Origin of the sequence: Micromonospora sp. NPDC000442 (assembly GCF_042898635.1) — a bacterium.
Lineage (GTDB): Bacteria > Actinomycetota > Actinomycetes > Mycobacteriales > Micromonosporaceae > Micromonospora.
Genome location: NZ_JBIAYZ010000023.1, coordinates 22,515 through 44,943, shown reverse-complemented (window position 1 = coordinate 44,943; position 22,429 = coordinate 22,515). Strand labels below are relative to the sequence as shown.

Genomic DNA, 22,429 nt, shown 5'->3' with positions numbered 1-22,429 from the left:
GGGCCGACGCTACGGTGGGCGGATGGACGAACTCGTGGCGCTCTACCGGCAAGGTGACACCTCGGGAACCGTCACCGGCACCGCGCCACGCAGTGCCGTACGGGCCGGCAACCTGCCGCACGCCGCGACGGCGGTGTTGCTACGTGACGAGCGGGACCGGGTCTACGTCCATCGCCGTACCGACACGAAGGACGTCTACCCGGGCATGCACGACGCCTTCGCCGGAGGTGTCGTCCTGGCCGGCGAGGATCCGTCCGAGGCGGCGGCCCGGGAACTCACCGAGGAACTGGGCGTCACCAACTGCGAGATCCGGCCCTGCCTGCGCTACTGGTACGCCGACGCGCGCACCAACTACCTCGCGTACGTCTTCGAGGCGCGCTACGAGCGGCACCGTTGCGGCCCGGTGGTGCATCAACCCAGCGAGGTCGCCGACGGCTGGTGGCTCGATCTGGCCGAGTTGGTCACCCGGCTCGCCGATCCGTCCTGGCCCTTCGTCCCCGACGGGCGGGTCACCCTCGATCACTACCTGCGGCAGGTAAAACCCTAGGTCGAGCTTGGCCAATCGTCGCGACCGCGGTGGTCGCAGCGATGAAGATGGGCACATGGGGCAGTTCCTCCGAGGGCGGGTAGAGACGACCACGGAGGCGCACCGGACGACGCGGTACGAGATCTTCTTCGATCTGGTGTTCGTCTTCGCCCTGACCCGGATCACCGCCTACATGACGGGTCACGCCTGGCCGTTGACCCTGCTCAAGGGCCTGGTCGTCCTGCTGCTGCTGTGGATCTCCTGGCTGATCTACGCCTGGCTGGGTAACCAGGCCCGCGCCGACATCGGGCTGATCCGGGCCGGCACCACCGCCGTCATGGGCCCCATCTTCCTCATCGCCGTGGTCATCCCGAACGTCTGGGGATCGAGCCCGGGCCCGCGCCTGATCCTGGTGCTGTCGTACCTCGTGGTGCGGGTGGTCCACCTGGCGCTCTACCGCCGGGCGGCTGAGGGCGACCGGCGGCTGCACCGCACGCTGCGCATCTACACCGCTACCACCGCGCTGTCCTGGATCCCGCTCGTCCTCGGCGCCGTCCTCGGCGGTGACGCACAGTTGCCGCTCTGGGCGGCGGCGGTCGCGGTCGATTTCGCCGGCGGACTGATCGCCTCCATGTTGAGCGGGTGGCCGTTGCGCAGTTCGGAGCACTTCACCGAACGGCACGCCCTCGTGGTGATCATCGCGCTCGGCGAGACGCTGATCTCCGTCGGCGCCGGCATCGGCTCCCAGTTGATCAACGGACCGGCCCTGCTGGCCGCGCTGCTCACCCTCGTCGTCACGGTCTGCCTGTTCCGGCTGTACATGCTGAACTCGATGGCGGCCGGCGAGGCGCTGATGACCGAGCGCGGGCCGCGGCGGGACCGGCTCGCCGCCAACGCCTACAGCGGCGGCCACTTCGCGTTGGTCGCCGGGACGATCTACCTGGCGCTCGGGGTCCACGCGGTGATCGCTCCGTTGGCGCATCACGAGCCCTGGCATGCCGCCGGCTCGGGCCTGGCCTGGACCTCGGCCGCCGCGCTGTTCGGCGGGGTAGCCCTCTTCCTCGCGGGCGAGGCGCTGTTCCGGGGGCTCAGCGTCCGATCGGTTACCCCGGCGCAGCTGCTCACGCCCGCGGTGGCGCTGGCGCTGCTGCCGGCCGGACGGTACCTGCCCGGCCTGGTTGCCCTCGGCCTGCTCGCCGCCTTCCTCGTCGTGCTCGTCGGCTACGAACGTGCCTTCGGGGCCGGCCGCGCCTCCCGCGCTCCCGCAGCCACCAGCAGGCACGACACGGGGTCGCGCTGAGCCACCCCTCGACGTGGCGCTCGACGGACCGCGGGCCGGCAGCCGCAGCCGGGACCGGCCCGCACGTCAAGGTCAGAAGCCGAGGGCGGTCCTTCCGCCGACCACTGGCAGACGCAGCTCGCTGTGGTGCGGTGCGACCCGTAGCCGCGTGCCACCCGGCGGGAGCAGGGTGTATTCCTGGTCGCTGGAGAAGATCACCAGACCGATCCGGTGACCCGCCGGGACGACGTGGTCCTTGGGCTCCAGGGTCCACCGCAGGTCGTACAGCCTGCCCTGGCGCAGCGGGTCGGTGCGCGAGACGCTCCGGCGGTTCTGTGGGTCCATCCAGCCCCGGGTCACCACCGTCGGTGCGACGGTGGAACCGGCCGGTCCGTAGTCGACCAGGTACGCGGTGAGGTTCGCGTCCGGTTTGTTGTCGATCGCCAGCCGGAGCCGCAGCTCCGGACGGCCGGAGACGCGGACGTCCCGGGGCAGCGCGGGGGAGAGGTAGGCCAGCCGGTACGGGCTGGCCGTCTCCGGGTCGGCAATCAGGGTGTCGGGGTGGATGGTGCGACCCTCGTCGACGAAGCGTTGCTCGACGGCGCGCTTCGGCGCCCGGGCAGAGGTGAGCGTGCCGACCGTGGTGGCGTCGGTGGCGGCCAGCCGCAGCGCGGCCTTCCGGCTGCCCGGGTCGGGCCAGTTCGCGTACGTCGTGTAGACGCGGTCCTCGCGCTGCACCACGGCGGTCGGCTCGTCCATGATCCCGTTGGGCACCTGCCACAGCCAGTGGTCGAACCAGCGGTTCTCGGTCTGCTTCCAGGTCCAGGTGCGGCCGTCGGGCAGGGTCACCGACGCGGTGTTGCCCGGGCCGCCGTGCCCGCCCTGGTGCAGCCAGATCTTGCGCGGTACGCGGTGCCGGGCCAACTCGTCCCACCAGCCGGCGAAGTGCTCGGTCTTGACGTTCCAGTCGTTGAGGCCGTGCACGACGAGCACGCTGGCCCGTACCCTCCGCGCGTCGCGGTGGTCCCGGTCGCGCCAGAACGCCGAGTAGTCGCCGGTGACCCGGTCCTGCCGGGCGGTCAGCGCCGCGATCTCGTCGGCGCAGCGACCTTCGGCGCGGGCCCGGCCGGCGGTGAACCCGGCCAGCACGTCGGTGTCCTCACCCTGGTACGTGCCCGGGGCCACCACCAGGCCGTTGGCGCGGTAGTAGTCGTACCAGCTGCTGATGGCGGCCACCGGCACGATGGTCCGCAGCCCCGGGACGCCGGTGGTGGCCACCTGGTTGGGCAGTGTGCCGTTGTAGGAGACGCCGGTCATGCCGACGGCCCCGGTGGTCCAGTCGGCGGTGACCGGTGCACCGGCCGCGTCGTACCCCTTCGCCCGCCCGTTCAGCCAGTCGATCACCGCCCTGGTGCCGAGCGTCTCGGCGTGGTCGCCGCTGGTCGGGCAGCCGTCGGAATCGCCGGTGCCGACGCTCTGGCCGAGCACGACCGCGTATCCCCGGGGCACGTAGTAGTCGTCAAGCGAACCGGGCAGGTTGGCCTTTGCCGCCGCCCGCTGCACCGCCAGGTCGGACGTCCGGTGGCCGGACCGACGGTTGATGCCGTTCTGCGGCAGCTCGTCCACCAGCACACTCGGGTACGGCACGTCGTACCAGACATCCTTGCGGTACGGGCTGTGTTCGAAGATGACCGGCACCTTGAACCCGTCGGTGGCGGTTTCCCGGGGCCGGGAGATGTCGATCGCCACCCGGTCGAGACGGCCGTCCCGGTCGGTGTCCACGATGGTCTGCACGTACACCCGTTCCTCGATCGCGTCGGCGAGCGCGAACACCGGTTGGGTCATGCCGTCGACGACCACGATGGACGGTGCGCCGGTGGACGAGGGCCGCGCCGCCGCCGGTGCCGCGTGCAGCGCCAGCGTGCCGGACAGGCCGATCCCGAGTAGTGCCAGCAGGTGGGGGTGGCGACGCACGGGCGTCTCCCTTCGATGGCCCGGAGACATTTACACCTTGCGATGTTATCGCTCACTGACTACGTTTCGGAGGCAGGAGCGAAGGGCACGCTCCGACGTCCCCCGCCCGGTCGGCGACCAGGCGAGCCGAGGCGCTGTGCGCCGGCTGACGGGCACTGCGGGCCCCGTGCGGGACGGGTCACGCCGCCGGTCCAGGACGGCTGACAGCACGTCGCGGGAGCCGTGGCACACGTCGAAGGTCGCCGCCCGGGTCCCCACCTGACCTGACATCCCGGGCCGGCGTCGCACCGTATCCAGGCGCATCCCAGCGGTACGCCGGCCGTTCCCGGCATGACCTCGACCGCGATGCGCCGCACCGCCGCGCGTCCACAGCGGGCGCGGAATGGAGTACACGATGTCCAGGCGTAAATCGATTTTCGGGCCGGTCGCGCTCGCCGCGCTGATGGTGCTGGCCGTCGCCGGCACGGCGCTGAGCGCGAATCCCGGCAGCGTCTCGGCCGCCCAGTCGGGCATCTTCGCCGCGACCGCCGGTTGCGGCAAGGCACCCACGCTGCGCAGCGGTACGCACACCATCCAGAGCAGCGGTAAGAACCGCAGCTACATCCTGCGGGTACCGGACAACTACAACAACAACCACCCGTACCGACTGGTGTTCGGGTTCCACTGGCTCAACGGCTCGGCGACCGACGTCGCCACCGGCCAGACCGTGCAGCGCGACACTTGGGCCTACTACGGGCTGTTGCCGCTGTCGAACAACAGCACCATCTTCGTCGCGCCGCAGGGACTCAACAGCGGCTGGGCCAACTCCGGTGGCGAGGACGTCACGTTCGTCGACGACATGCTCCGGCAGATCGAGGGCGATCTCTGTGTCGAGACCACGCAGCGCTTCGCCCTCGGGTTCAGCTACGGCGGCGCCATGAGCTACGCCGTCGCCTGTGCTCGGCCCAACATCTTCCGCGCGGTCGCCGTCTACGGCGGCGCACAGCTGAGTGGATGCAGCGGCGGCAGCCAGTCGGTCGCCTACTTCGGGGCACACGGCATCCGCGACAGCGTTCTCAACATCTCCAACGGGCGGTCGCTGCGGGACCGGTTCGTCCGCAACAACGGCTGCACCGCGCAGAACCCGCCGGAACCGTCGCAGGGCAGCCTCACCCACCGCAGCACCACCTACTCCGGCTGCGCGTCCGGCTACCCGGTGGTCTGGGCGGCGTTCGACGAGGGACACATCGCCGCACCGCAGGACGGCGCCCCCGGCGACAGCGGCTCCCGGACCTGGCTGCCGGGCGAGACCTGGCGCTTCTTCACCCAGTTCGGCGGCACCACCCCGCCCCCGAGCCCGACCACCCCGCCGCCGAGCCCGACCACCCCGCCGCCGAGCCCGACCACCCCGCCCCCGAGCCCGACCACCCCGCCGCCCGGTAGCGGGGCGTGCCGGGTCACCGCCGAGGTCAACGCCTGGAACACCGGGCTGACCGAGCAGATCACCATCACCAACACCGGCAGTTCCACCATCAACGGCTGGTCGCTGGTCTTCACGCTGCCCGGCGGACAGACCATCACCGGCGGCTGGAACGCCAGCTACTCACCGACCTCCGGGCAGGTGACCGCCCGGAACGTCTCGTACAACGGCACCATCGCCCCGAACGCGTCGGTCGGTATCGGCTTCCAGGCCACCCACACCGGCAACACCGCCAGACCGAGTTCGTTCACCCTCAACGGTGCGGCCTGCACCGTCAGCTGACCCGTACGCTCGTCCGGGCGCGGATCCCACTCGGGGTCCGCGCCCGGCCCGGCCCGGCCGTCAGCCGGCACCGGAACGAGCGTTGTGTCCCTGCCTCCGGTCAGCGAATCGGCTGGATCGGGAAGCGGCCGCGGCGCCAGTGCCAGTGTCGGCCGGCCGTGAGGTGGTCGATGACCGCGCGCTGGAGCACGGTGTCGCGTGGGAGTTGCCCCAGGGGTGTGGTCAGGGTGCGGAACACGAACCGCAGCACTTCGACGTCGGCGTCGAGCCCTTCCGGCTCCTGATAGGGCTCCAGCTCGAACCGCCGCTGGAAGCGGACGATGTTGGAGTGCTCGGGCAGATATTCCCGCAGCTGCGGGTCGAGCAGCCAGGAGCCGCAGGCGAATGACGTGTAGTGCTCGTCGGGGAAGTGGCGCGGGAAGAACGCGCGGGCCTCGTCGAGTGACGCCTCGACCGCCTCCGGGCTCATCGGCCCCGAGTCGGGGATGTGCAGTTCGATGGCGGTGCCACCGCGATGGTGCTGGAGCCGGCCGAGCTCGTAGACGCTGCCGCGCGCGTGCAGCGTCAGCCAGCTCTGCATGACCGACCAGCCCTCGCGATGCATCCGCCGGTCGATGGCGAGGTTGCGACCCAGGTCCGCGAGAGTCACCCAGGAGACGGCGTCGGGGACACCATGGTCACGGTGATATTCCCTGACCACGTCGACCAGGGCGAGGTACGCGTAGACGTAGAGATGCTGCCAGGCGGGGCCCCGCTCGCGCGGCAGCGCCGGACCGGGCGGCAGCCACTCGTGGCCCCCGAGATCCGCGCGGACCAGGGCGATCGAGCGGTCGAGCAGCCAGCGCAGCTCCGGGGTCCACTCCGTGGAGTCGGGGTCGGGCCAGCCCGCCATGATCTCGGCGGCGTCGTCCGGCCGCACCGCGAGCCGGTCGAGCAGCGCGGGCGCGTCGGCTCTGGCGGGCACCGGAGCCGACGGGTGCTCGCCGGCTAGCCGGTGCACGCGCTTGATGTCCTCGACGGGTACGCCGAGCCGGGTGGCGATGTCGTCCAGATCCACGCGGAAGACAGTAGCGACCGGTGCCGTCGTCGCAACAGGCCCGAACCTGCGATGATTCGTAACCCGCTCAGGGGTTGGGCGGCGTGACCGCGATGATCACATGGGCCGGCTGGTCGCTGGCGTTGCGGTAGAGGTGGGCCAGGCGTGAGTCGAAGGTGACGGCCTCACCGGCGGTGAGGGTGTACGCCTCGCCGCCGATGTCGGCGACCACCTCGCCGCTGATGACGATGGCGCACTCGGTCGAGGGGTGTGCCCACGGCTCGGCCGAGCTGGCGTCGCCGGGGGCGAGGTGGGCCTGGAGCACCTCCAGGTCGCCGCGCCCGGGGGTGAGGCGCTCGTAGGTGATCTGACCCGGGGGAGCGGTGAGCAGGCTGCGGCTGCCGGCCCGGCTGATGTGCACCGCCGGTGCCTCCGGTTCGGAGAACAACTCGGCGATCGAGGTGTCGAACACCTGCGCGAGTTTGCGCAGGGTGGCCAAGCTCGGGTCGGTCGCCCCGTTCTCGATCTGACTCAGCAGGGCGGGTGACACGTCGGCGGCTGTGGCGAGCTGCCGCAGCGTGAGGGAGTGCTGCTGACGCAGGACGCGGAGCCGGTCACCGAGCATGGGAACCTCGATCCGATAACAGTGTGGCTAAAAATGTTTGACCAAGCTACACGGCCGTGTTTAGGGTGGTCAAACGCGAGGGCGGCGTTGTTTGGTACTGGTAGACACGCCGCGCCCAGACACGAACCGGACGAACGCGAGTCCGGCTACATCCAACCCTGCGACGACGCACCCCGAGAACCCGACGCACCCCCGAGAACCCGGAACACCGTCATTGGCCGTCTGGGCCCGGCCGGTGGTGGTGCCGCCGGACGTCGATGCCCCGCGGATCCCGCGCAGCGGGCCGCGCCATACGAAGGTAGGAACAGCATGTCGGTGTCCCCCCGCCGGCTCCGCGCCGGAGCGCTCGCTCTGGCGACGCTGGCCATCATCTCCACCACCGCCTGCACGGCCGGCGGCAGCGGTGGCAACGCGAACGGTGGCGAGGCCAAGACCCTCACCGTCAACACCTCGTTCGTGCTCAAGACCCTCGACCCCGGCCGCGTCTACGAAGCCACCGGCCTGACCGCCGTGCACGCCCTCTACGACACCCTGCTCACCTTCGAGGGCTCCGACGTCGGTACCCCCGTCCCGGCGCTTGCCGAGTCGTACGAGGCGTCCCCGGACGCGAAGACCTTCACCTTCAAGCTGCGCTCCGGGGTGACCTTCTCCGACGGCAGCCCGCTCACCGCCGACGACGTGGTGTTCTCCCTCAACCGGCTGAAGAACATCAAGGGCAGCCCGGCGGTTACCGTGAGCGAGCTGAGCGTCAGCAAGACCGACGACAGCACCGTCGTGGTCACCTCGGCCACGCCCAACCCGAACGTGCCGGTGGTGCTGGCGATGCCGTCCACCGGCGTGCTCAACGCCGAGGTCGCCCAGGACAACGGCGCCAAGGACGGCGCGGACGCCGCGCAGGGCGACACCGCCCAGCAGTACCTCGACACCAACTCGATCGGCAGCGGGCCGTACGTGCTCAAGTCGTATGAGCCGGAGTCGCAGGTGGTGCTGGAGGCCAACCCGAACTACTGGGGCGACAAGCCACAGTTCGAGCGGGTGGTACTGCGCAACATGGACGTACAGACCCAGAAGCTGACCATGCAGCGCGCCGAGAGCGCCGAGATCTCGCTGGACATCTCCGGCAAGCTGCTCGACGGTCTGCCGGAGAGCCTGCAGACCTCCGGCGTGCAGGACACCGTCTACTTCCTCTTCCTCAACGCCGATCCGGCGGTCTCGGCGGTGACCGCGAATCCGAAGTTCAACCAGGCGCTGCGCGCTGCCATCGACTACCAGGGCATCGCCGCCCTGTACGGCGAGGGCGCCGCTCCCGGCGCCGGCCTGGTGGCACCGGCCTTCCCCGGCACCCTGCCCGCGAGCGAGGCGTCCACCCGGGACGTGGCGAAGGCCAAGGCGCTGCTCGCCGAGGCCGGACTGAGCGACCCGACGGTCACGTTCAACTACCCGGCCATCACCTACAAGGGCGTGGACCTGGGCACCGTGGCCACCAAGGTGCAGGGCGACGCCGCCGAGGCCGGCATCACGCTGGAGTTGAACCCGCAGCCGCTGACCACCTTCCTCGACGAGATGCGCGGCGGCAAGTCGCCGCTGGGCTTCACCCCGCAGAGCCTGAACTACCCGGTCGCCGACTCGCTGATCAACAACATGGCACCCGGCCAGGCAACCGCGCTGCGGTCGGGCTGGACCGTCGAGCGGGCCGACCCGGCGGTCGTCGCCGCCGGTGAGAAGGTCACCGAGACCCTCGATCTCGCGGCCCGGGCCACCGCCATGCAGGAGTGGCAGCGGCTGATGAACCAGTCGTCCCCGTACATCGTGCTGGCCAGCAACTCCTCCACGGTGGTGGCGACCGCCGACCTGACCGGCGCGGACTACTCCGCCGCCGGCTGGCAGGTCGACGTCGCCGCGGTCGGCCGCAGGTAGTCGGAGCACCATGACGACGGTCCACAACGGCGAGCCGGGCGCGGTCACCACGACCGCGCCCCGGCCCCGCCGCGCCCACCCGCTGCTCGCCTTCCTGGCCAAACGGCTGGCGATCACCGCCGGACTGCTGCTGGGCGTCACCGTGGTGACGTTCGGGCTGGTAAACGTGGTGCCCGGCGACCCGGTCACCGCCAACCTGTCCGACCAGGCGCTCAACGACCCGGCCACGGTGGCCGCCTTCCGCGAGAAGTGGGGGCTGGACCAGCCACTCTGGCAGCAGTACCTGCACTACCTGGGCAACCTCTTCCGCGGCGACCTGGGTATCTCCCAGCAGACCGGTCGGGCGGTCCTGGACGACCTGGTGCGGTACGTGCCGGCGACCCTGGAACTGGCCATCCCCACCATGGTGCTGGCGCTGTTGATCGGCACCGGGATCGGCATGCTGGCGGCGGTCCGCAACGGCCGGTTCACCGACCAGCTCGTCCGGGTGGGCGCCCTGCTCGGGCTCTCCACTCCGCCGTTCTGGCTGTCGCTCGTGGTGCTCTACGTCTTCTTCTACCAACTCGGGCTGGCTCCCAGCGGTGGACGGCTCTCCACCGGCTTCAGCCCGCCGCCGACCGTCACCGGCATGTACACCGTCGACGCGGCACTGGCCGGTCAGTGGGATGTGGCCTGGGACGCGGCGCAGCACCTGACCCTGCCGGTGCTGGTGCTGACCTCGCTGACCGTGGCGCTGCTGGTCCGCTTCGTCCGCTCCGCCATGCTGGAGGTGCTCCAGCAGGACTACATTCGGGCCGCGTACGCCAAGGGCCTGCCGACCCGGGTGGTGCTGCGCCGGCACCTGCTGCGCGCCGGCCTGGTCCCGGTGGTCACCGTGTCCGGCCTGGCCTTCGCCTCGCTGCTGTCCGGGACGGTGCTGGTGGAGAGCATCTTCGGCTGGCCCGGCGTCGGTCAGTACGCCTACCGCAGCGCCACCGCCCTCGACCTGCCCGCGATCCTCGGCGTCAGCCTGTTCGTGGCGCTTGTCTACACGCTTGTCAACCTGACCGTCGACCTGCTGTACGGGCTCATCGACCCGAGGATCCGCCTGTCATGACGATGATCGCACCCGATCCGGTGACCCCAGACCCGAAGGTGGACCGGGCACTGACCCGCCGTCGCTGGCTCGGTCGGCTGCGCGGCGGCTCGGCCGGCCGACCGGTCTGGCGACAGCCGATCGCCGTGGTGGCGCTGACCATTCTCGGTGGCTGGCTGCTGGTGGCGATCCTCGCCCCGTTCGTCGCCCCCTACGACCCGCTCGCCCAGAGCGCCGACACCTACGCGGCACCGTCGGCGGCGCACTGGTTCGGCACCGACTCCCTCGGCCGGGACATCTTCAGCCGGGTCGTGCACGGCGCGCGGTTGTCGATCCCGCTGGCCCTGGCCATCGTCTCGCTGGCCCTGCTGATCGGCGGCCTGCTCGGGCTGATCGCCGGATACCTGGGCCGGTTCGCCGACGAGGCGCTGATGCGGCTGACCGACCTGGTCTTCGCCTTCCCGCAGATCATCCTGGCCATGGCGGTCACCGCCGCCTTCGGCCCGAACACCCGCAACGCGGTGCTGGCGCTGGTCATCGTCTCCTGGCCGGTGTACGCCCGGGTCATCCGCAGCGCCGTGCTCAGCATGCGCGGCGACGACTACCTCAACGCCGCCCGACTACTCGGTGTCGGACCGGTCCGGGCGCTGCGCCGCGATGTGCTGCCCAACAGCATCGGTCCGGCGATCGTGCTGGCCACCCTGGAACTCGGCAACGCGGTGCTGCTGCTCGCCGCGCTCTCCTTCCTGGGGCTGGGCCCGCGCCCACCGGCCGCCGAGTGGGGCTCGATGGTCGCGCTCGGCTCCCAGGACCTGTCGATGTGGTGGGTCAGCGTCTTCCCGGGCCTGGCCATCCTCACCGTCGTGATGGCCTTCAACGTGCTCGGCGACGCGTTGCGCGACCGGCTCGACCCCCGCTACGCGAAGGGACGCTGAGATGGCGCCGCTGCTCGACGTCGACTCCCTCGCCGTGACCCTGCCCGGCCCGCGCGGGCCGTTGCCGATCCTGCACGACGTGTCCCTCACCGTCGACGAGGGCGAACTCGTCGGCATCGCCGGCGAGAGCGGCTGCGGCAAGAGCCTGACCGCGCAGACCCTGCTCGGTCTGCTCCCGGCCGGCGCCAAGGTCACCGGAACGGCGCGGTTCGCCGGCACCGACCTGCTCGGCCTGGACAACCGGGGCTGGCAGCGGATCCGGGGCGCGGGCATCGCCATGGTCTTCCAGGACCCGACCGCCGCCCTGCACCCGATGCTCACCGTCGGCCGTCAGCTCACCGAACACATGCGGGTGCACCTGCGGATGGACCGGCGGTCCGCGACCCGTCGGGCGGTGGAGCTGCTCGACCAGGTCCGGATCCCCGACCCGGAGCGTGCCCTGCGCGCCTATCCGCACCAGTTCTCCGGCGGCATGCGGCAACGGGCGGCCATCGCGATCGCCCTGGCCGCCCGGCCCCGACTGTTGATCGCCGACGAACCGACCACCGCTCTCGACGTCACCGTGCAGGCCGGCATCCTCGCCCTGCTCGACCGGCTGCGCGCCGAGACCGGGCTGGCGGTCGCCTTCATCACCCACGACCTGGGGGTGCTCAGCGCGTTGACCACCCGTGGCTACGTCTTCTACGCCGGCCGCGTGGTGGAGACCGGTCCCACCGGCTCGCTGCTCACCGCACCCACCCATCCGTACACGGCGGCGCTGCTCGGTGCCCGGCCGCACGGCACCCAGGCGGTCGGCACGCTGCGGCCCATCCCCGGCGCACCGCCGGCACCGGGCGAGGCACCGCCCGGCTGCCCGTTCCAACCCCGCTGCCAGTACGCCGAGCCGGCCTGCGGCACCGTGCCCCCGCCCCTGGCTCCGGTGGGTGCCGACCGGTCGGTGGCCTGCGTGGTCCGCCCGCACCTGGAGGTGACAGCCCGATGACCGGCCTGCTGGACATCAGCGACGTCGAGGTCGAGTACCGCTCGCGGGGACGCGGCCGGGTGCTCGCGGTCGCCGGGGTCAGTCTGGGGGTGGCGTCCGGGCAGATCGTCGGCCTGGTCGGTGAGTCCGGCTGCGGCAAGTCCTCGCTGGCCCGGGCCGTCGTGGGGCTGACCCCGCCGAGCGCCGGGGTGGTCCGCTTCGCCGGACGGCCGGTCACCCCGCTGGGCTGGCGACGCCGGCCGGACGCCGAGATCGGCCTGCAGATGGTCTTCCAGAACCCGTACGCCTCGCTGAATCCCCGGCGCACCATCGGCGCGCAACTTCTCGACGGCGTTCCGGCGACGCTTACCGGCGTGGCCCGCCGGGACCGGGTACGCGAGTTGCTGGACCGGGTCGGCATGCCGACCACGGCCGCCGAGCGGTACCCGCACCAGTTCTCCGGCGGCCAGCGGCAACGGCTCGCCATCGCCCGGGGCCTCGCCCCGCAACCCCGCATGATCATCGCCGACGAACCGGTCACCGCGCTGGACGCCTCATCCCAGGCACAGGTGGTCAACCTGCTCGTCGGGCTGGTCCGCGATCTCGACATGGGCATGCTGTTCATCTCCCACGACCTCGCCCTGGTGCACGAGATCGCCGACGTCACCGCCGTGATGTACCTGGGCCGCATCGTGGAGAGCGCACCCACCCGCGAGCTGTGGCGGAATCCGCGACACCCCTACACCCGGGCGCTCATCGACGCGGTGCCCCGCATCGGCCCCACCCCACGGTTGCCCGCCACCCTGGCCGGTGAGGTACCCGATCCCGCCAACGCCCCCACCGGCTGCCGGTTCCGGCCACGCTGCCCGCACGCCTTCGCCCCCTGCGGCGACCAGCCACCCACCCTCGACCTCGGCGGACGCAGCGCCGCCTGCTGGCTCAACGATCCCACGATGGCCCCGGCCACCGTGCCCGCGAACTGAGGACGTCGTCATGCACACCGCCACCGAACAGGTCCTGGTCAACCTCGCGCTCTACGACGGCGTCGCCGACCACCTCCAGCCCGACCAGGGCGTCCGGGTCGGCGCCGACGGATTGATCAAGGCTGTGGGCGCCGTCGACGACGTGCTCGCCGAGGCCGGCGACGCCCGGGTGGTCGACCTCGGCGGCGACGTGGTGATGCCCGGCCTGACCAACATGCACGTGCACCTCTCCCTCGGGCTGCCCGGTCACCTCGCCGACACGGTGCACCGCTCCAACCTGGCCGAACTGGTGCTGCTGATGGCCGACTCGGCCCGACGCACCCTGCACGCCGGGGTCACCACCGCCCGGCTGGTCGGCGAGGGACGCTACGCCGACTTCGCGCTGCGCCGGGGCATCGAGGCCGGCGCGGTGGACGGTCCCCGGATCTTCACCGCCGGACACGCGCTGTGCTGCACCGGCGGCCACGGCTGGGAGGCCGACGCCCTGGAGGCCGACGGTGCCGACGGCTTCCGCCGGCTCACCCGGGCCCAGATCCGGGCCGGCGCCGACCTGATCAAAGTCTGTATCTCCGGCGGGATCGCCGGTCAGTTCGAGGCGATCGACACCCCGCAGCTGCTCGACGACGAGATGGCCGCCGTCATCCGGGTCGCCCACGACTGGGGGCGCAAGGTCACCGCGCACGCCGGCCCGGCCGACACCGTACGCCGGGCGGTCGAACTCGGTCTCGACTGCGTCGAACACGGCTACGAGCTGACCGACGAGGTCACCCGACTGATGGCCGACCGGGGCGTCTGGTACGTGCCCACCATCGTGGTGAGCCGCTGTGAACAGTTCTTCCGTGACTCCGGGGTGCCCGGCTGGCTGATGGACCGGGCCCTGGCCGCCGGCCCCCGACACTGGGAGAGCCTCCAGCACGCCATCCGCAACGGGGTACCGATCGCACTGGGCAGCGACATGCCGCCGCACGCGGGCTACGACGAGACCACCGCGACCGTGCGTGAGCTGGAGTTCATGGTGGACGCCGGGATGCCGGTGGCCGACGCGCTGAAGGCCGCCACCATCCGGCCCGCCGAATGGCTCCGCCAGGCCGACATGCTCGGCAGCGTCGAGGCCGGCAAGCACGCCGACCTGCTGGTGCTGCGCGACGACCCGACCCGTTCCGTCTCCGCGCTGCGCACCCTGCACGCGGTCATGAAGGGCGGCGTGGTGTACCGCGACGACCACCAGCGGCTCCGGACGCCCCGATGACCGGCGCCGGGACGGCCGACACGACCGGACCGAGCATCTCCACCGTGGCCGACGGGTACCTGCACGCCCTCGCCGCGCTCGATCCGGAGGCCGCCGAGACGGCCGGGCGTACGCCCGAACGGCGGCTGGCGGACCTGTCGCCGGACGCTTTCGACGCCCGGGCCGAGCTGACCCGCGCGACCGCCACCGCGGTGGCCACCGCCACGGTGACCGGCCCGACCGAGCGTGCCCTCGCCGGTGCCCTGGCCGACCGGCTGGCCAGCGAGGTGGCGCTGCACGACGCCGGCTTCACCACCCGGCTGCTCGCTCCGCTGGCCACCCCGGTGCACCTGGCCCGGCAGGTCTTCGACAACCTGCCTCGGATCACCGCCGACGACTGGGCCGTGGTCGCCGACCACCTGCACCGGCTGCCCACCACCCTCGACCAGTACACCGCCACGCTGCGTCGCTCCGCCCAGCGCGGCCAACTGGTCGCCCGCCGGCAGGTGCTGACCGTCGCCGCGCAGTGCACCGCCTGGGTCACCGCCGACTTCTTCGGCGGTCTCGTCGCCGGTCACCCGGCCGGGCCGCTCGCCGAGCGCCTCGCCGAGGGGGCCCGGCTGGCCACCGCCGCCACGGCGGGATTCGCCACGTTCCTGCGCACCGAACTGGCTCCCGCCGCTACCGAGGTGGACGGCGTGGGGCGCGACCTTTACCAGGTCACCGCCCGCGCCTTCCTCGGTGCCACCGTGGACCTGGACGAGCTGTACGCGTACGGCTGGGCGGAACTGGCCCGGACCGCCGCCGAGCTGCGGACGGCGGCGCTCGACTGCGGCCATCCGGACCCAACCGCCGCCCGGACCGCCCTGGACGCGGACCCGGCCGGTCGGGTGCCGGTCGGTCCGGCCCTTGAGGACTGGCTGACCCGGCGGACGGCGCTGGTGACCGAACTGCTCGACGGGACGCACTTCGACATCCCACCCGCCACCCGGCAGGTGGTCTGCCGGATCAGCCCCGCCGCCTCCGGGGTCATGTACTACACGCCACCCGACGCGAATCTGACCCGCCCCGGTGGCATCTGGTGGTCGGTACCGCCGGGCGAGTCGACGGTGCCGGTGTGGCGGCATGTCGGCACGCTCTGCCACGAAGGGTTGCCCGGCCACCACCTCCAGCACGCCATCACGCTCACCACCGCCGACCTGCATCCGTGGCAGCGCACGCTGTGCCACGTGCACGGGTACGCCGAGGGCTGGGCGCACTACGCCGAACGGCTCGCCGACGAACTCGGCCTCTACGCCAGCCCGGCGGAACGGCTCGGCATGCTGGACGGGCAGATGTGGCGGGCCGCCCGCGTGGTCATCGATCTCGGCCTGCACCTCGACCTGCCGATTCCGGCCGGCAACGGGTTCACCGACGCGCCCCGCTGGAGCCACCCGGTGGCCGTGGACCTGCTCACCCGGGTCGCCGGGCTGGACGCCGCGACGGCCCGGTTCGAGGTCGACCGCTATCTCGGCTGGCCCGCCCAGGCGCTCGCCTTCAAGGTCGGCGCGCGGCTGTGGCAGCAGACCCGCCAGGACGCCGAGCGTCGCGCCGGCCCCGCCTTCGACCGGAAACGGTTCCACCACACCGCGCTGGCGCTCGGGCCGATGGGTCTGGATCCGCTGCGTGAGCGCCTCGCCGAGACGTTCCGACCCGCTGCCGCCTCCCTCGACCGGAAGTGACCCCGATGAGTATCGACGAACTCACCAACACGATCACCGAGATGTACCGATCACTGGGGGATCGGTCTGCCTTCGACGCCCACCTGCACCCCGACCTGACCATCTGGGAATCCGACGCCGATCGGCTGATCACCGGGCTGGCCGCGCTGGACGCGCTGCGTGACCGCCGGGCCGCCGGGGCCACCGGACCGGCACCGGTCACGGTCGCTCCGGAAGCGTTGCACGCCGAGTCGTGGGACGACACCGGTCTGGTCCGGTACGTGCTCCGGGCCCGGCACGCCGACGACCGACCGGACGTCTGCTTCCGGGTAACCGACGTGCTGCGGCGCGACGACGCGGGCTGGCGGATTGTCCACCACCACGCGGAGGCCGTGCGATGAGCGACGACCAGCCCACCACCGACGTCTACGACCTGCGGGTCGTGGTGGAGCGCATCGAGGGACGCTCGGTGTGCGGCATGAAGCCGGGCGACCACGTCGACCTGACCGAGTCGTGCCGGTTGCGCATCCCCGAGGGCCAGCACTTCTGCCTGTACGCGCTGGCTGCGTGCCTGCCGCTGCTGCCGGCCAAGCAGCGGGCCCTGGACGACGGGGACTGGATGGCCCGGGACAGCCACGTCGCCTGCCCCGACCCGGAGGAGCGGCTCATCATGCGCATCGAGCGCACTGCCCGGCGGCAGATCCCCACCGAGGAGCTGACGTGAGTTCTCCCGATCGCCTGGTCGGCATCGGCCTACAGTCGGACAAGTCCGCCGACGAGTACGCCGTGCTGGCGGAGATGGCCGAACGGCACGGCTTCGACGTGCTGTCGGTCTTCGGCGACCTGATGTACCAGCCGCCGCTGTTCCCGTTGCTGGTGGCCGCCCGGCACACCCGCCGGATCCGGCTCGGCGCGGCCTGTCTCAACCCGTTCACCCTGCACCCGGTGGAGGTGGCCGGTCAGGTGGCCGCCCTCGACCTGGCCTCGCACGGCCGCGCGTACCTCGGCCTGGCCCGGGGCACCTGGTTGCAGCAGGTCGGGGTGGCACAGTCCCGGCCGCTGCGGCGCATCGCCGAGACGGTGCAGATCGTCCGGCGGCTGCTCGCCGGTGACGACGGCGGTTTCGTCGGCGGCGAGTTCACCGTGGCCCCGGGTACCGCGCTGCGGTACACCCCGGCCCGGTCGGACGTGCCGGTGCTGGTGGGCACCTGGGGCCAGCAGACCGCCCGGTCCGCCGCCGGGTTCGCCGACGAGGTGAAGGTCGGCGGGTCGGCGAACCCGGCGATGGCCAAGACCATGCGGGCGTGGCTGGACGAGGCGGCCTCGGGCCGGGACACCGGGGTGGTGCTCGGCGCGGTCACCGTCGTCGACACCGACGGCGCGCTGGCCCGACGGATGGCCCGTACCGAGGTCGCCATGTACCTCGCGGTGGTCGCCGCCCTCGATCCCACCGTCGAGGTCGACCCGGAGCTGCTGGCCCGCATCCAGCAACATGTCACCCGCCGCGAGGACGACCTGGCCGGCGCGCTGATCGGTGACGACCTGCTCGACCTGTTCGCGTTCTCCGGTACGCCCGAGCAGGTCGCCGCGCAGGCCGCCGCGGTCTTCGACGCCGGGGCCAGCCGGGTGGAGTTCGGTACTCCGCACGGGCTGACCCCGCAACGCGGGATCGACCTGATCGGCCGACGGGTGCTGCCGCTGCTGCGCACCTGACGGCCCGCCCGGGCAGCCCGGGTCACGCCCGCCTGGTCGGCCTGCCGCCGCCAGGTCAGCGCCGCCAGGCCGACCAGAGTTCGGCGTACCGGCCGCCGGCCGCCACCAGTTCGTCCGGCGTGCCGAGCTCGACGATCCGGCCGTGCGCCATCACGGCGATCCGGTCGCAGGTGTGCGCCTGGCTGAGCCGGTGGGCGACCACGACGGCCGTGCGGCCCCGGATCAGGGCGGCGCTGGCCCGTTCCAGCTGCCGGGCCCCCGCGCTGCCGGCCTCGGCGCTGGCCTCGTCGAGCACGACGATCGGTGGGTCGAGCAGGGCGATCCGGGCCAGCGCCACCTGCTGCGCCTGACCGGCCGTGAGCGGGTGTTCGCCGTCGCCGACCCGGGTCGACAGCCCTTCGGGCAGGGCGGCGACCCAACCGTCGGCTTCGACCAGCCGCAACGCGGCGTGCAGGTCCTCGTCCGAGGCGCCCGGAGCGGCCAGTCGCAGGTCGTCGGCGAGGGTGCCGGCGAAGACGTGGACCTCCTGGGTGACCACGCCGACGGTGCGGCGCAGCTCGGCCGGATGCAGCTCGCCGACCGGCCGGTCGCCCAGCCACACCTCGCCCTCGGCGGCGGGGAAGACGCCACCGAGGATGGCCGCGAGGGTCGTCTTACCGGCTCCGCTCTCGCCGACGATCGCCAACGACTCGCCCTCGACGATCTCGATCGAGACGTCCTGCACGACGGCGGGGCCGCCGGGGTAGCGGTGCCACACCGACTTGGCGGTGATGCTGGTCGGCAGCCACCCGGAGACCGGTCCGGCCGGCTGCGTCGCGGGTACGTCGAGCCCGGAGATACCGACGAGCCGCGCGAGCGCCGCGCCGGCCGACTGGATGTCGTTGAACGACATCAACAACAGGCCGAGCGGACCGAAGAGTCGATGGAACAGCAGCGCCGCGGCGGTGACGTCGCCGACCGTGCTGTCGCCCGCGCGAACCAGCAGGAAGCCGGTGAGCAGCACGGCGGTCAGTCCGAGCGCCTCCGCGTAGTTCATCGTGTTCGCGAACCAGAGGAAACCGCGCACCGCTCGCAGGCGCGCCCCGACGGCGTCCCGGGAGGCCTGCTCGACCCGTCGGCTCTGACGGGCCTGCATGCCGTACGCGTGCACCGTACGGGCACCGGTGAAGGTGTTCAGCAGGCTCTGCGTACGCACCGCCGCGGCTTCCCGCTCGGCGGTGTAAAGCCGTTTCGCCTGCGGCACGAAACGGCGCAGGCTCACCACGTACACCGGGAAGACGACCAGGAACGCGGCGGCGATGCGCCAGTCGAGGGTCGCGAAACCGGCGAAGGTGATGACGACGGTGACCAGTGCGGTGAAGATTCCGGCCGCGAGCCGTACCGAGTCGGTCACCCGCTCCACGTCCTCGGTGACCCGGGACGCCACGTCGCCGGACCCGGCGCTCTCCAGCCGGGTCGCGTCCATCCGCAGGGCCCGGTCGAGCACCTCCTCGCGGAGATCGGCGCAGGCACGCATGCCCCACTCGGTGACCAGCCAGTTGGCGGTGCCGGTGAGGACGGCGGCGGCCAGGCCCGCACCGAGGATCAACGCCGAGGTCAGCAGCAGTGCGCCGACGGTGCCACCGGCCACCACCAGGTCGACCAGCCGGCCGAGCAGGATCGGCACGACGACGGCCGCGACGCTCGCCGCCGTGGCCGCGGCCACCGACGTCCAGGCGAGCACCGGATAGCGTCGGAGGGCACGCCAGAAGGCGGTGAACGTCACCCGGCCGGTCGCGACCGGCAGGATCGTGGGGTCGGGGGTCATCGCAGCACCACCTCCGCGTACGACGAGTCGGCGAGCAGGTCGCGGTGCCGCCCGACGGCCGCCACCCGGCCGGCGCGGAGGAACACGACCCGGTCGCACCGGTCGAGCAGCGGTGCGCTGGTGGTGACCAGTACGGTCGCCCGGCCGTCGCCGGTCCGGTAGGCGCGGATGCCGTCGGCGATGGCGTGCTCGGTGACCGCGTCGATCGCCGTGGTCGGGTCACGGAAGACGGTGACCGGCCGGTCGGCCAGCAGCGCGCGGGTCAGGGCGAGCCGTTGCCGCTGGCCGCCGGAGAGGTTCAGGCCGTGGTCGACGAGTTCCCGGTCGAACCCGCCGTCGTCGGTGAGCAGGTCACCGACGGCGGCCGAGGCCATGGCGGTGCGCAGCGCGGCGTCGTCCCGGTCGTCGCCGCTCTGGAGCACCTCCCGCAGGGTGCTGCCGAACAGGTCGACGCCGTGCGGTTCGACAAGCACGGTTCGGCGCAACGAGTCGAGGTCCAGCTCCGGCATCGGCATGCCGGCCAGCCGCACCTCGCCCCGGTCCGGCGACCGCGCCCCCGCGAGCAGCTCGGTGACGCTGTCGGCGGTGCCGGTCTCTGCGGTGACGATGCCGAGCAGCTCGCCGGGGGCCACGGCGAGGTGGACACCGTCCAGGCCCGGGGCGTGCACCGCCTCGAGGGCCAGCGTTCCCGGCTGGGCCGTGAGCGTCCCGGACGGCACCCGCTCCGGGGCGGCGAGCACCTCGGCCACGCGGGCCGCGCTGGCCCGTGCCGTCGCCAGCCGGAAGACGCAGTCGGCGAGGTTGAGCACCGGATCGGTGAGGAAGGTGGCCAGCCCGACGATCGTGATGAGCTGCCCGACCGTGATCCGCCCCTCCAGGGCGAACCAGCCCGCCAGCGCGGCCACTACGGTGATCAGCAGGCCGGTGGTGAAGGTGGACGCACCGATGAACGTGGCACCGGCCTTGACCGTGCCGATGCCGGCGCGCAGCGACGTACGGCTGGCCGTGCGGTAACGGTCGACGGCCTCGTCGACCCCACCGAACCCTCGCAGTGGCCGGAGCCCACGCAGCAGGTCCGACGCCGTGGCGGCGGCCCGGCCGACCGCCTGCTGCTGCGCGGCCGTGCGGCGGCCCACGACCGGCCCCAGCGCGTTGAGCCCGAGCACCAGGATCGGCACGCCCACCACCAGTCCGAGCCCGAGCGACCAGTCGATCCGCAGCAGCACGACCGTCGACACCGTCAGCCCGACGAGCGCGCTCACTCCCCGGGTGCCCAGTTCGAGCAGCTCGGCGGCGGACTGGGTGTCGGACGTCGCGATCGAGAGCAGCTCCCCGCTCTGGCGGTTGGTCCGGACCCCCTGACCACCGACCACGCGCCGGACCACCCGCATCCGCAACTCGTGGGACTCCTCGGTTACCGCCCGGGACAGGAACCAGAAGCCCGACCGCCAGCCCATGGTGAGGGCGGTGAACAGCGCGAAGATGCCCAGCACGGACCAGGCCATCGCCGAGGTCGACCCGGTTCCGACGGCCTGGTCGATGACCAGGCCGATGGCCACCGGGACGAGAGCCTCACACAGCTGGTGCAGTGACCAGAACGCGGCGCACAGGGCAGCGTCGCGACGCTGCCGCCAGAACATCCGGCGGATCAGTCGCCCCGTGGTCTGTGTCATGCCCCCGCCTCACGTTCGAAGAGTTAGGGCAGGCTAACCTGCTGTCCTCGCGGTACGCCATTCGCGGGTGCACCGTGCTGCCCAGGTCTCAGACCTCGGCTTGCTGAAGCGGCGGCCGGTCGAGCCCGGCCCAGGAGCGCAGCAGCCGACCGCCGATGGAGTCGGCCGGTCCCGAGCCCGGACCGTTGCGGACGCGTTCGACGATCTCGGCTCGGGTGAACCACCGGGCCTCCAGCAGTTCGCGTCCGTCCACGGCGATCGTCTCGTCCACGGCCCGGGCGACGAAGCCGACCATGAGGCCGGCGGGGAACGGCCATCCCTGGGAACCCTGGTAGGTGACCGCACCGACCGTCACGCCGGCCTCCTCGCCGACCTCGCGGCGGACGGTGCCCTCCAGGCTCTCGCCGATCTCGACGAAGCCGGCGAGCAGCGAGAAGTTGTTCGGGCCGGCACCGTGATGGCGGGCGAGCAGGCAGCGTGGCTGCGGACCAGGGCCTTCCACAAGCACGATGACGGCGGGTTCGATCCGGGGAAACAACTGCCTGCCGCAGTCGGGGCCCTGGCAGACCCGCAGGTGACCGGCGTCGGCGCTGGCCGTGGTCGCGCCGCAGGTGCCGCAGTATCTGGCGTGCCGGTTCCAGTAGAGCAGGCCGCGCGCGTACGCCAGGGTCGCGGCGAGTGGGCCGGGCAGGGTGGCGGCCAGTCCGCGCAGGTCGGCGCTGGTGTGGGCGGCACCCAGGCGCAGCGCCTCGGTCTCCTCGACCCCGCTGAGGTCGGCGGCGAAGCTCGCCGTGGTGCCGTCGAGGCCGAGCAGGGCGGTCTGACCGGCCACCGCCATCAGGGTGCGGGCGGGCGAACCGGTGAGCCGCACCGGCCTGCCGTCGGCGGTGAGCAGTGGCCGGTCGCGCCACATCGGCAGCACCTGGCTGTCGTCGCGGTCGAGCAGGTCGGCGACCCGGGCCGGGTCGGCGCGCAGGCTCGCGGCCCGGTCGTGCGGTGTCGCGGTGTACGCGAGCCCGTGGAAGACCATGCCGCTGATCGTGCCGCACGCCTCCGGTGGTGCGGTCACCGGCTCGGGAGGAAAGCGATCACCCAACACGGTGCTCAAGGCGTACCGGTAGTTGGAGATCGAAGGACTGGCCGAGGGGTGGCCGGGCGTCGGCACGTTCATCACCGCGTCGCTGCATCGCGAGGCCCTGGTCAACCAGGCCGAGCTGCGCGCCGAGCTGGTCGACTGGGTGCGTCGGGCGCAGGCG

The 22,429-nt window shown here is 72.2% G+C and carries 18 protein-coding genes and 1 pseudogene; 13 read left to right on the top strand and 6 right to left on the bottom strand.

Annotation, left to right across the window (positions count from 1 at the left end; all coding sequences use genetic code 11):
- Positions 1 to 22 precede the first annotated feature (22 nt).
- Both ACFY2A_RS26605 and ACFY2A_RS26600 read left to right on the top strand, forming a co-directional pair.
- A complete protein-coding gene (locus ACFY2A_RS26605; RefSeq protein ID WP_387175525.1) occupies positions 23 to 547 on the top strand; it encodes an NUDIX hydrolase in 525 nt (174 codons plus the stop codon).
- A gap of 55 nt (positions 548 to 602) precedes the next feature.
- Positions 603 to 1,826: a low temperature requirement protein A gene (locus ACFY2A_RS26600; protein ID WP_387175523.1), complete on the top strand. Its 1,224-nt coding sequence runs from the start codon at positions 603 to 605 to the stop codon at positions 1,824 to 1,826.
- Positions 1,827 to 1,898: 72 nt separating this feature from the next.
- Here the strand turns inward: ACFY2A_RS26600 and ACFY2A_RS26595 are convergent, their stop codons facing one another.
- Positions 1,899 to 3,779 carry a Xaa-Pro dipeptidyl-peptidase gene (locus tag ACFY2A_RS26595; RefSeq protein ID WP_387175521.1) on the bottom strand — a complete coding sequence of 627 codons (1,881 nt, stop codon included), beginning with the start codon at positions 3,777 to 3,779 and terminating at the stop codon, positions 1,899 to 1,901.
- A 394-nt stretch (positions 3,780 to 4,173) separates the two neighbouring features.
- On the opposite strand from ACFY2A_RS26595, the gene ACFY2A_RS26590 reads away from it, so the two are divergent.
- On the top strand, positions 4,174 to 5,520 hold the full coding sequence (locus ACFY2A_RS26590; RefSeq protein ID WP_387175519.1) for a cellulose binding domain-containing protein: 1,347 nt from the start codon (positions 4,174 to 4,176) through the stop codon (positions 5,518 to 5,520).
- A gap of 100 nt (positions 5,521 to 5,620) precedes the next feature.
- Here the strand turns inward: ACFY2A_RS26590 and ACFY2A_RS26585 are convergent, their stop codons facing one another.
- Together ACFY2A_RS26585 and ACFY2A_RS26580 are read right to left on the bottom strand one after the other, a co-directional pair.
- On the bottom strand, positions 5,621 to 6,577 hold the full coding sequence (locus tag ACFY2A_RS26585) for an acyltransferase domain-containing protein (RefSeq protein ID WP_387175517.1): 957 nt from the start codon (positions 6,575 to 6,577) through the stop codon (positions 5,621 to 5,623).
- Between the two features lie 67 nt (positions 6,578 to 6,644).
- The gene (locus tag ACFY2A_RS26580; RefSeq protein ID WP_387175515.1) at positions 6,645 to 7,181 is read right to left on the bottom strand and encodes a cupin domain-containing protein; all 537 of its coding nucleotides are present in this window, start codon (positions 7,179 to 7,181) and stop codon (positions 6,645 to 6,647) included.
- Positions 7,182 to 7,490: 309 nt separating this feature from the next.
- On the opposite strand from ACFY2A_RS26580, the gene ACFY2A_RS26575 reads away from it, so the two are divergent.
- The 10 genes from ACFY2A_RS26575 to ACFY2A_RS26530 are packed head-to-tail and all read left to right on the top strand — an operon-like array spanning position 7,491 to position 17,693.
- Positions 7,491 to 9,098: an ABC transporter substrate-binding protein gene (locus ACFY2A_RS26575; protein ID WP_387175513.1), complete on the top strand. Its 1,608-nt coding sequence runs from the start codon at positions 7,491 to 7,493 to the stop codon at positions 9,096 to 9,098.
- 10 nt (positions 9,099 to 9,108) lie between these two features.
- Positions 9,109 to 10,194, top strand: a complete 1,086-nt coding sequence (locus tag ACFY2A_RS26570; RefSeq protein WP_387175511.1) for an ABC transporter permease — start codon at positions 9,109 to 9,111, stop codon at positions 10,192 to 10,194.
- Positions 10,191 to 11,108: an ABC transporter permease gene (locus ACFY2A_RS26565; protein WP_387175509.1), complete on the top strand. Its 918-nt coding sequence runs from the start codon at positions 10,191 to 10,193 to the stop codon at positions 11,106 to 11,108. The genes ACFY2A_RS26570 and ACFY2A_RS26565 overlap by 4 nt, the downstream gene beginning before the upstream one ends.
- 1 nt (position 11,109) lies before the next feature.
- Entirely contained in the window at positions 11,110 to 12,090 is a 981-nt protein-coding gene (locus tag ACFY2A_RS26560; protein ID WP_363924715.1) for an ABC transporter ATP-binding protein, read from the top strand.
- On the top strand, positions 12,087 to 13,052 hold the full coding sequence (locus ACFY2A_RS26555) for an ABC transporter ATP-binding protein (protein ID WP_387175507.1): 966 nt from the start codon (positions 12,087 to 12,089) through the stop codon (positions 13,050 to 13,052). The genes ACFY2A_RS26560 and ACFY2A_RS26555 overlap by 4 nt, the downstream gene beginning before the upstream one ends.
- Before the next feature lie 10 nt (positions 13,053 to 13,062).
- Positions 13,063 to 14,301 (top strand): amidohydrolase family protein, encoded by a 1,239-nt coding sequence (locus tag ACFY2A_RS26550; RefSeq protein WP_363924713.1) that lies wholly within the window; start codon positions 13,063 to 13,065, stop codon positions 14,299 to 14,301.
- Positions 14,298 to 16,001: a DUF885 domain-containing protein gene (locus ACFY2A_RS26545; protein WP_387175504.1), complete on the top strand. Its 1,704-nt coding sequence runs from the start codon at positions 14,298 to 14,300 to the stop codon at positions 15,999 to 16,001. The genes ACFY2A_RS26550 and ACFY2A_RS26545 overlap by 4 nt, the downstream gene beginning before the upstream one ends.
- A 5-nt stretch (positions 16,002 to 16,006) precedes the next feature.
- Positions 16,007 to 16,381 (top strand): nuclear transport factor 2 family protein, encoded by a 375-nt coding sequence (locus tag ACFY2A_RS26540; protein ID WP_387175502.1) that lies wholly within the window; start codon positions 16,007 to 16,009, stop codon positions 16,379 to 16,381.
- Entirely contained in the window at positions 16,378 to 16,704 is a 327-nt protein-coding gene (locus ACFY2A_RS26535; RefSeq protein WP_357581702.1) for a TIGR04076 family protein, read from the top strand. The genes ACFY2A_RS26540 and ACFY2A_RS26535 overlap by 4 nt, the downstream gene beginning before the upstream one ends.
- Entirely contained in the window at positions 16,701 to 17,693 is a 993-nt protein-coding gene (locus tag ACFY2A_RS26530; protein WP_387175500.1) for an LLM class flavin-dependent oxidoreductase, read from the top strand. Before ACFY2A_RS26535 ends, ACFY2A_RS26530 begins: the two co-directional genes overlap by 4 nt.
- A 55-nt stretch (positions 17,694 to 17,748) precedes the next feature.
- Here the strand turns inward: ACFY2A_RS26530 and ACFY2A_RS26525 are convergent, their stop codons facing one another.
- The 3 genes and pseudogenes from ACFY2A_RS26525 to nudC form a co-directional block, all read right to left on the bottom strand.
- Positions 17,749 to 19,500 carry an ABC transporter ATP-binding protein gene (locus tag ACFY2A_RS26525; protein ID WP_387175498.1) on the bottom strand — a complete coding sequence of 584 codons (1,752 nt, stop codon included), beginning with the start codon at positions 19,498 to 19,500 and terminating at the stop codon, positions 17,749 to 17,751.
- A complete protein-coding gene (locus tag ACFY2A_RS26520; protein WP_387175496.1) occupies positions 19,497 to 21,173 on the bottom strand; it encodes an ABC transporter ATP-binding protein in 1,677 nt (558 codons plus the stop codon). Before ACFY2A_RS26520 ends, ACFY2A_RS26525 begins: the two co-directional genes overlap by 4 nt.
- Positions 21,174 to 21,303: 130 nt before the next feature.
- A pseudogene (gene nudC, locus ACFY2A_RS26515) lies at positions 21,304 to 22,203 on the bottom strand (NAD(+) diphosphatase); the annotation flags it as partial.
- Between the last annotated feature and the right edge of the window lie 226 nt (positions 22,204 to 22,429).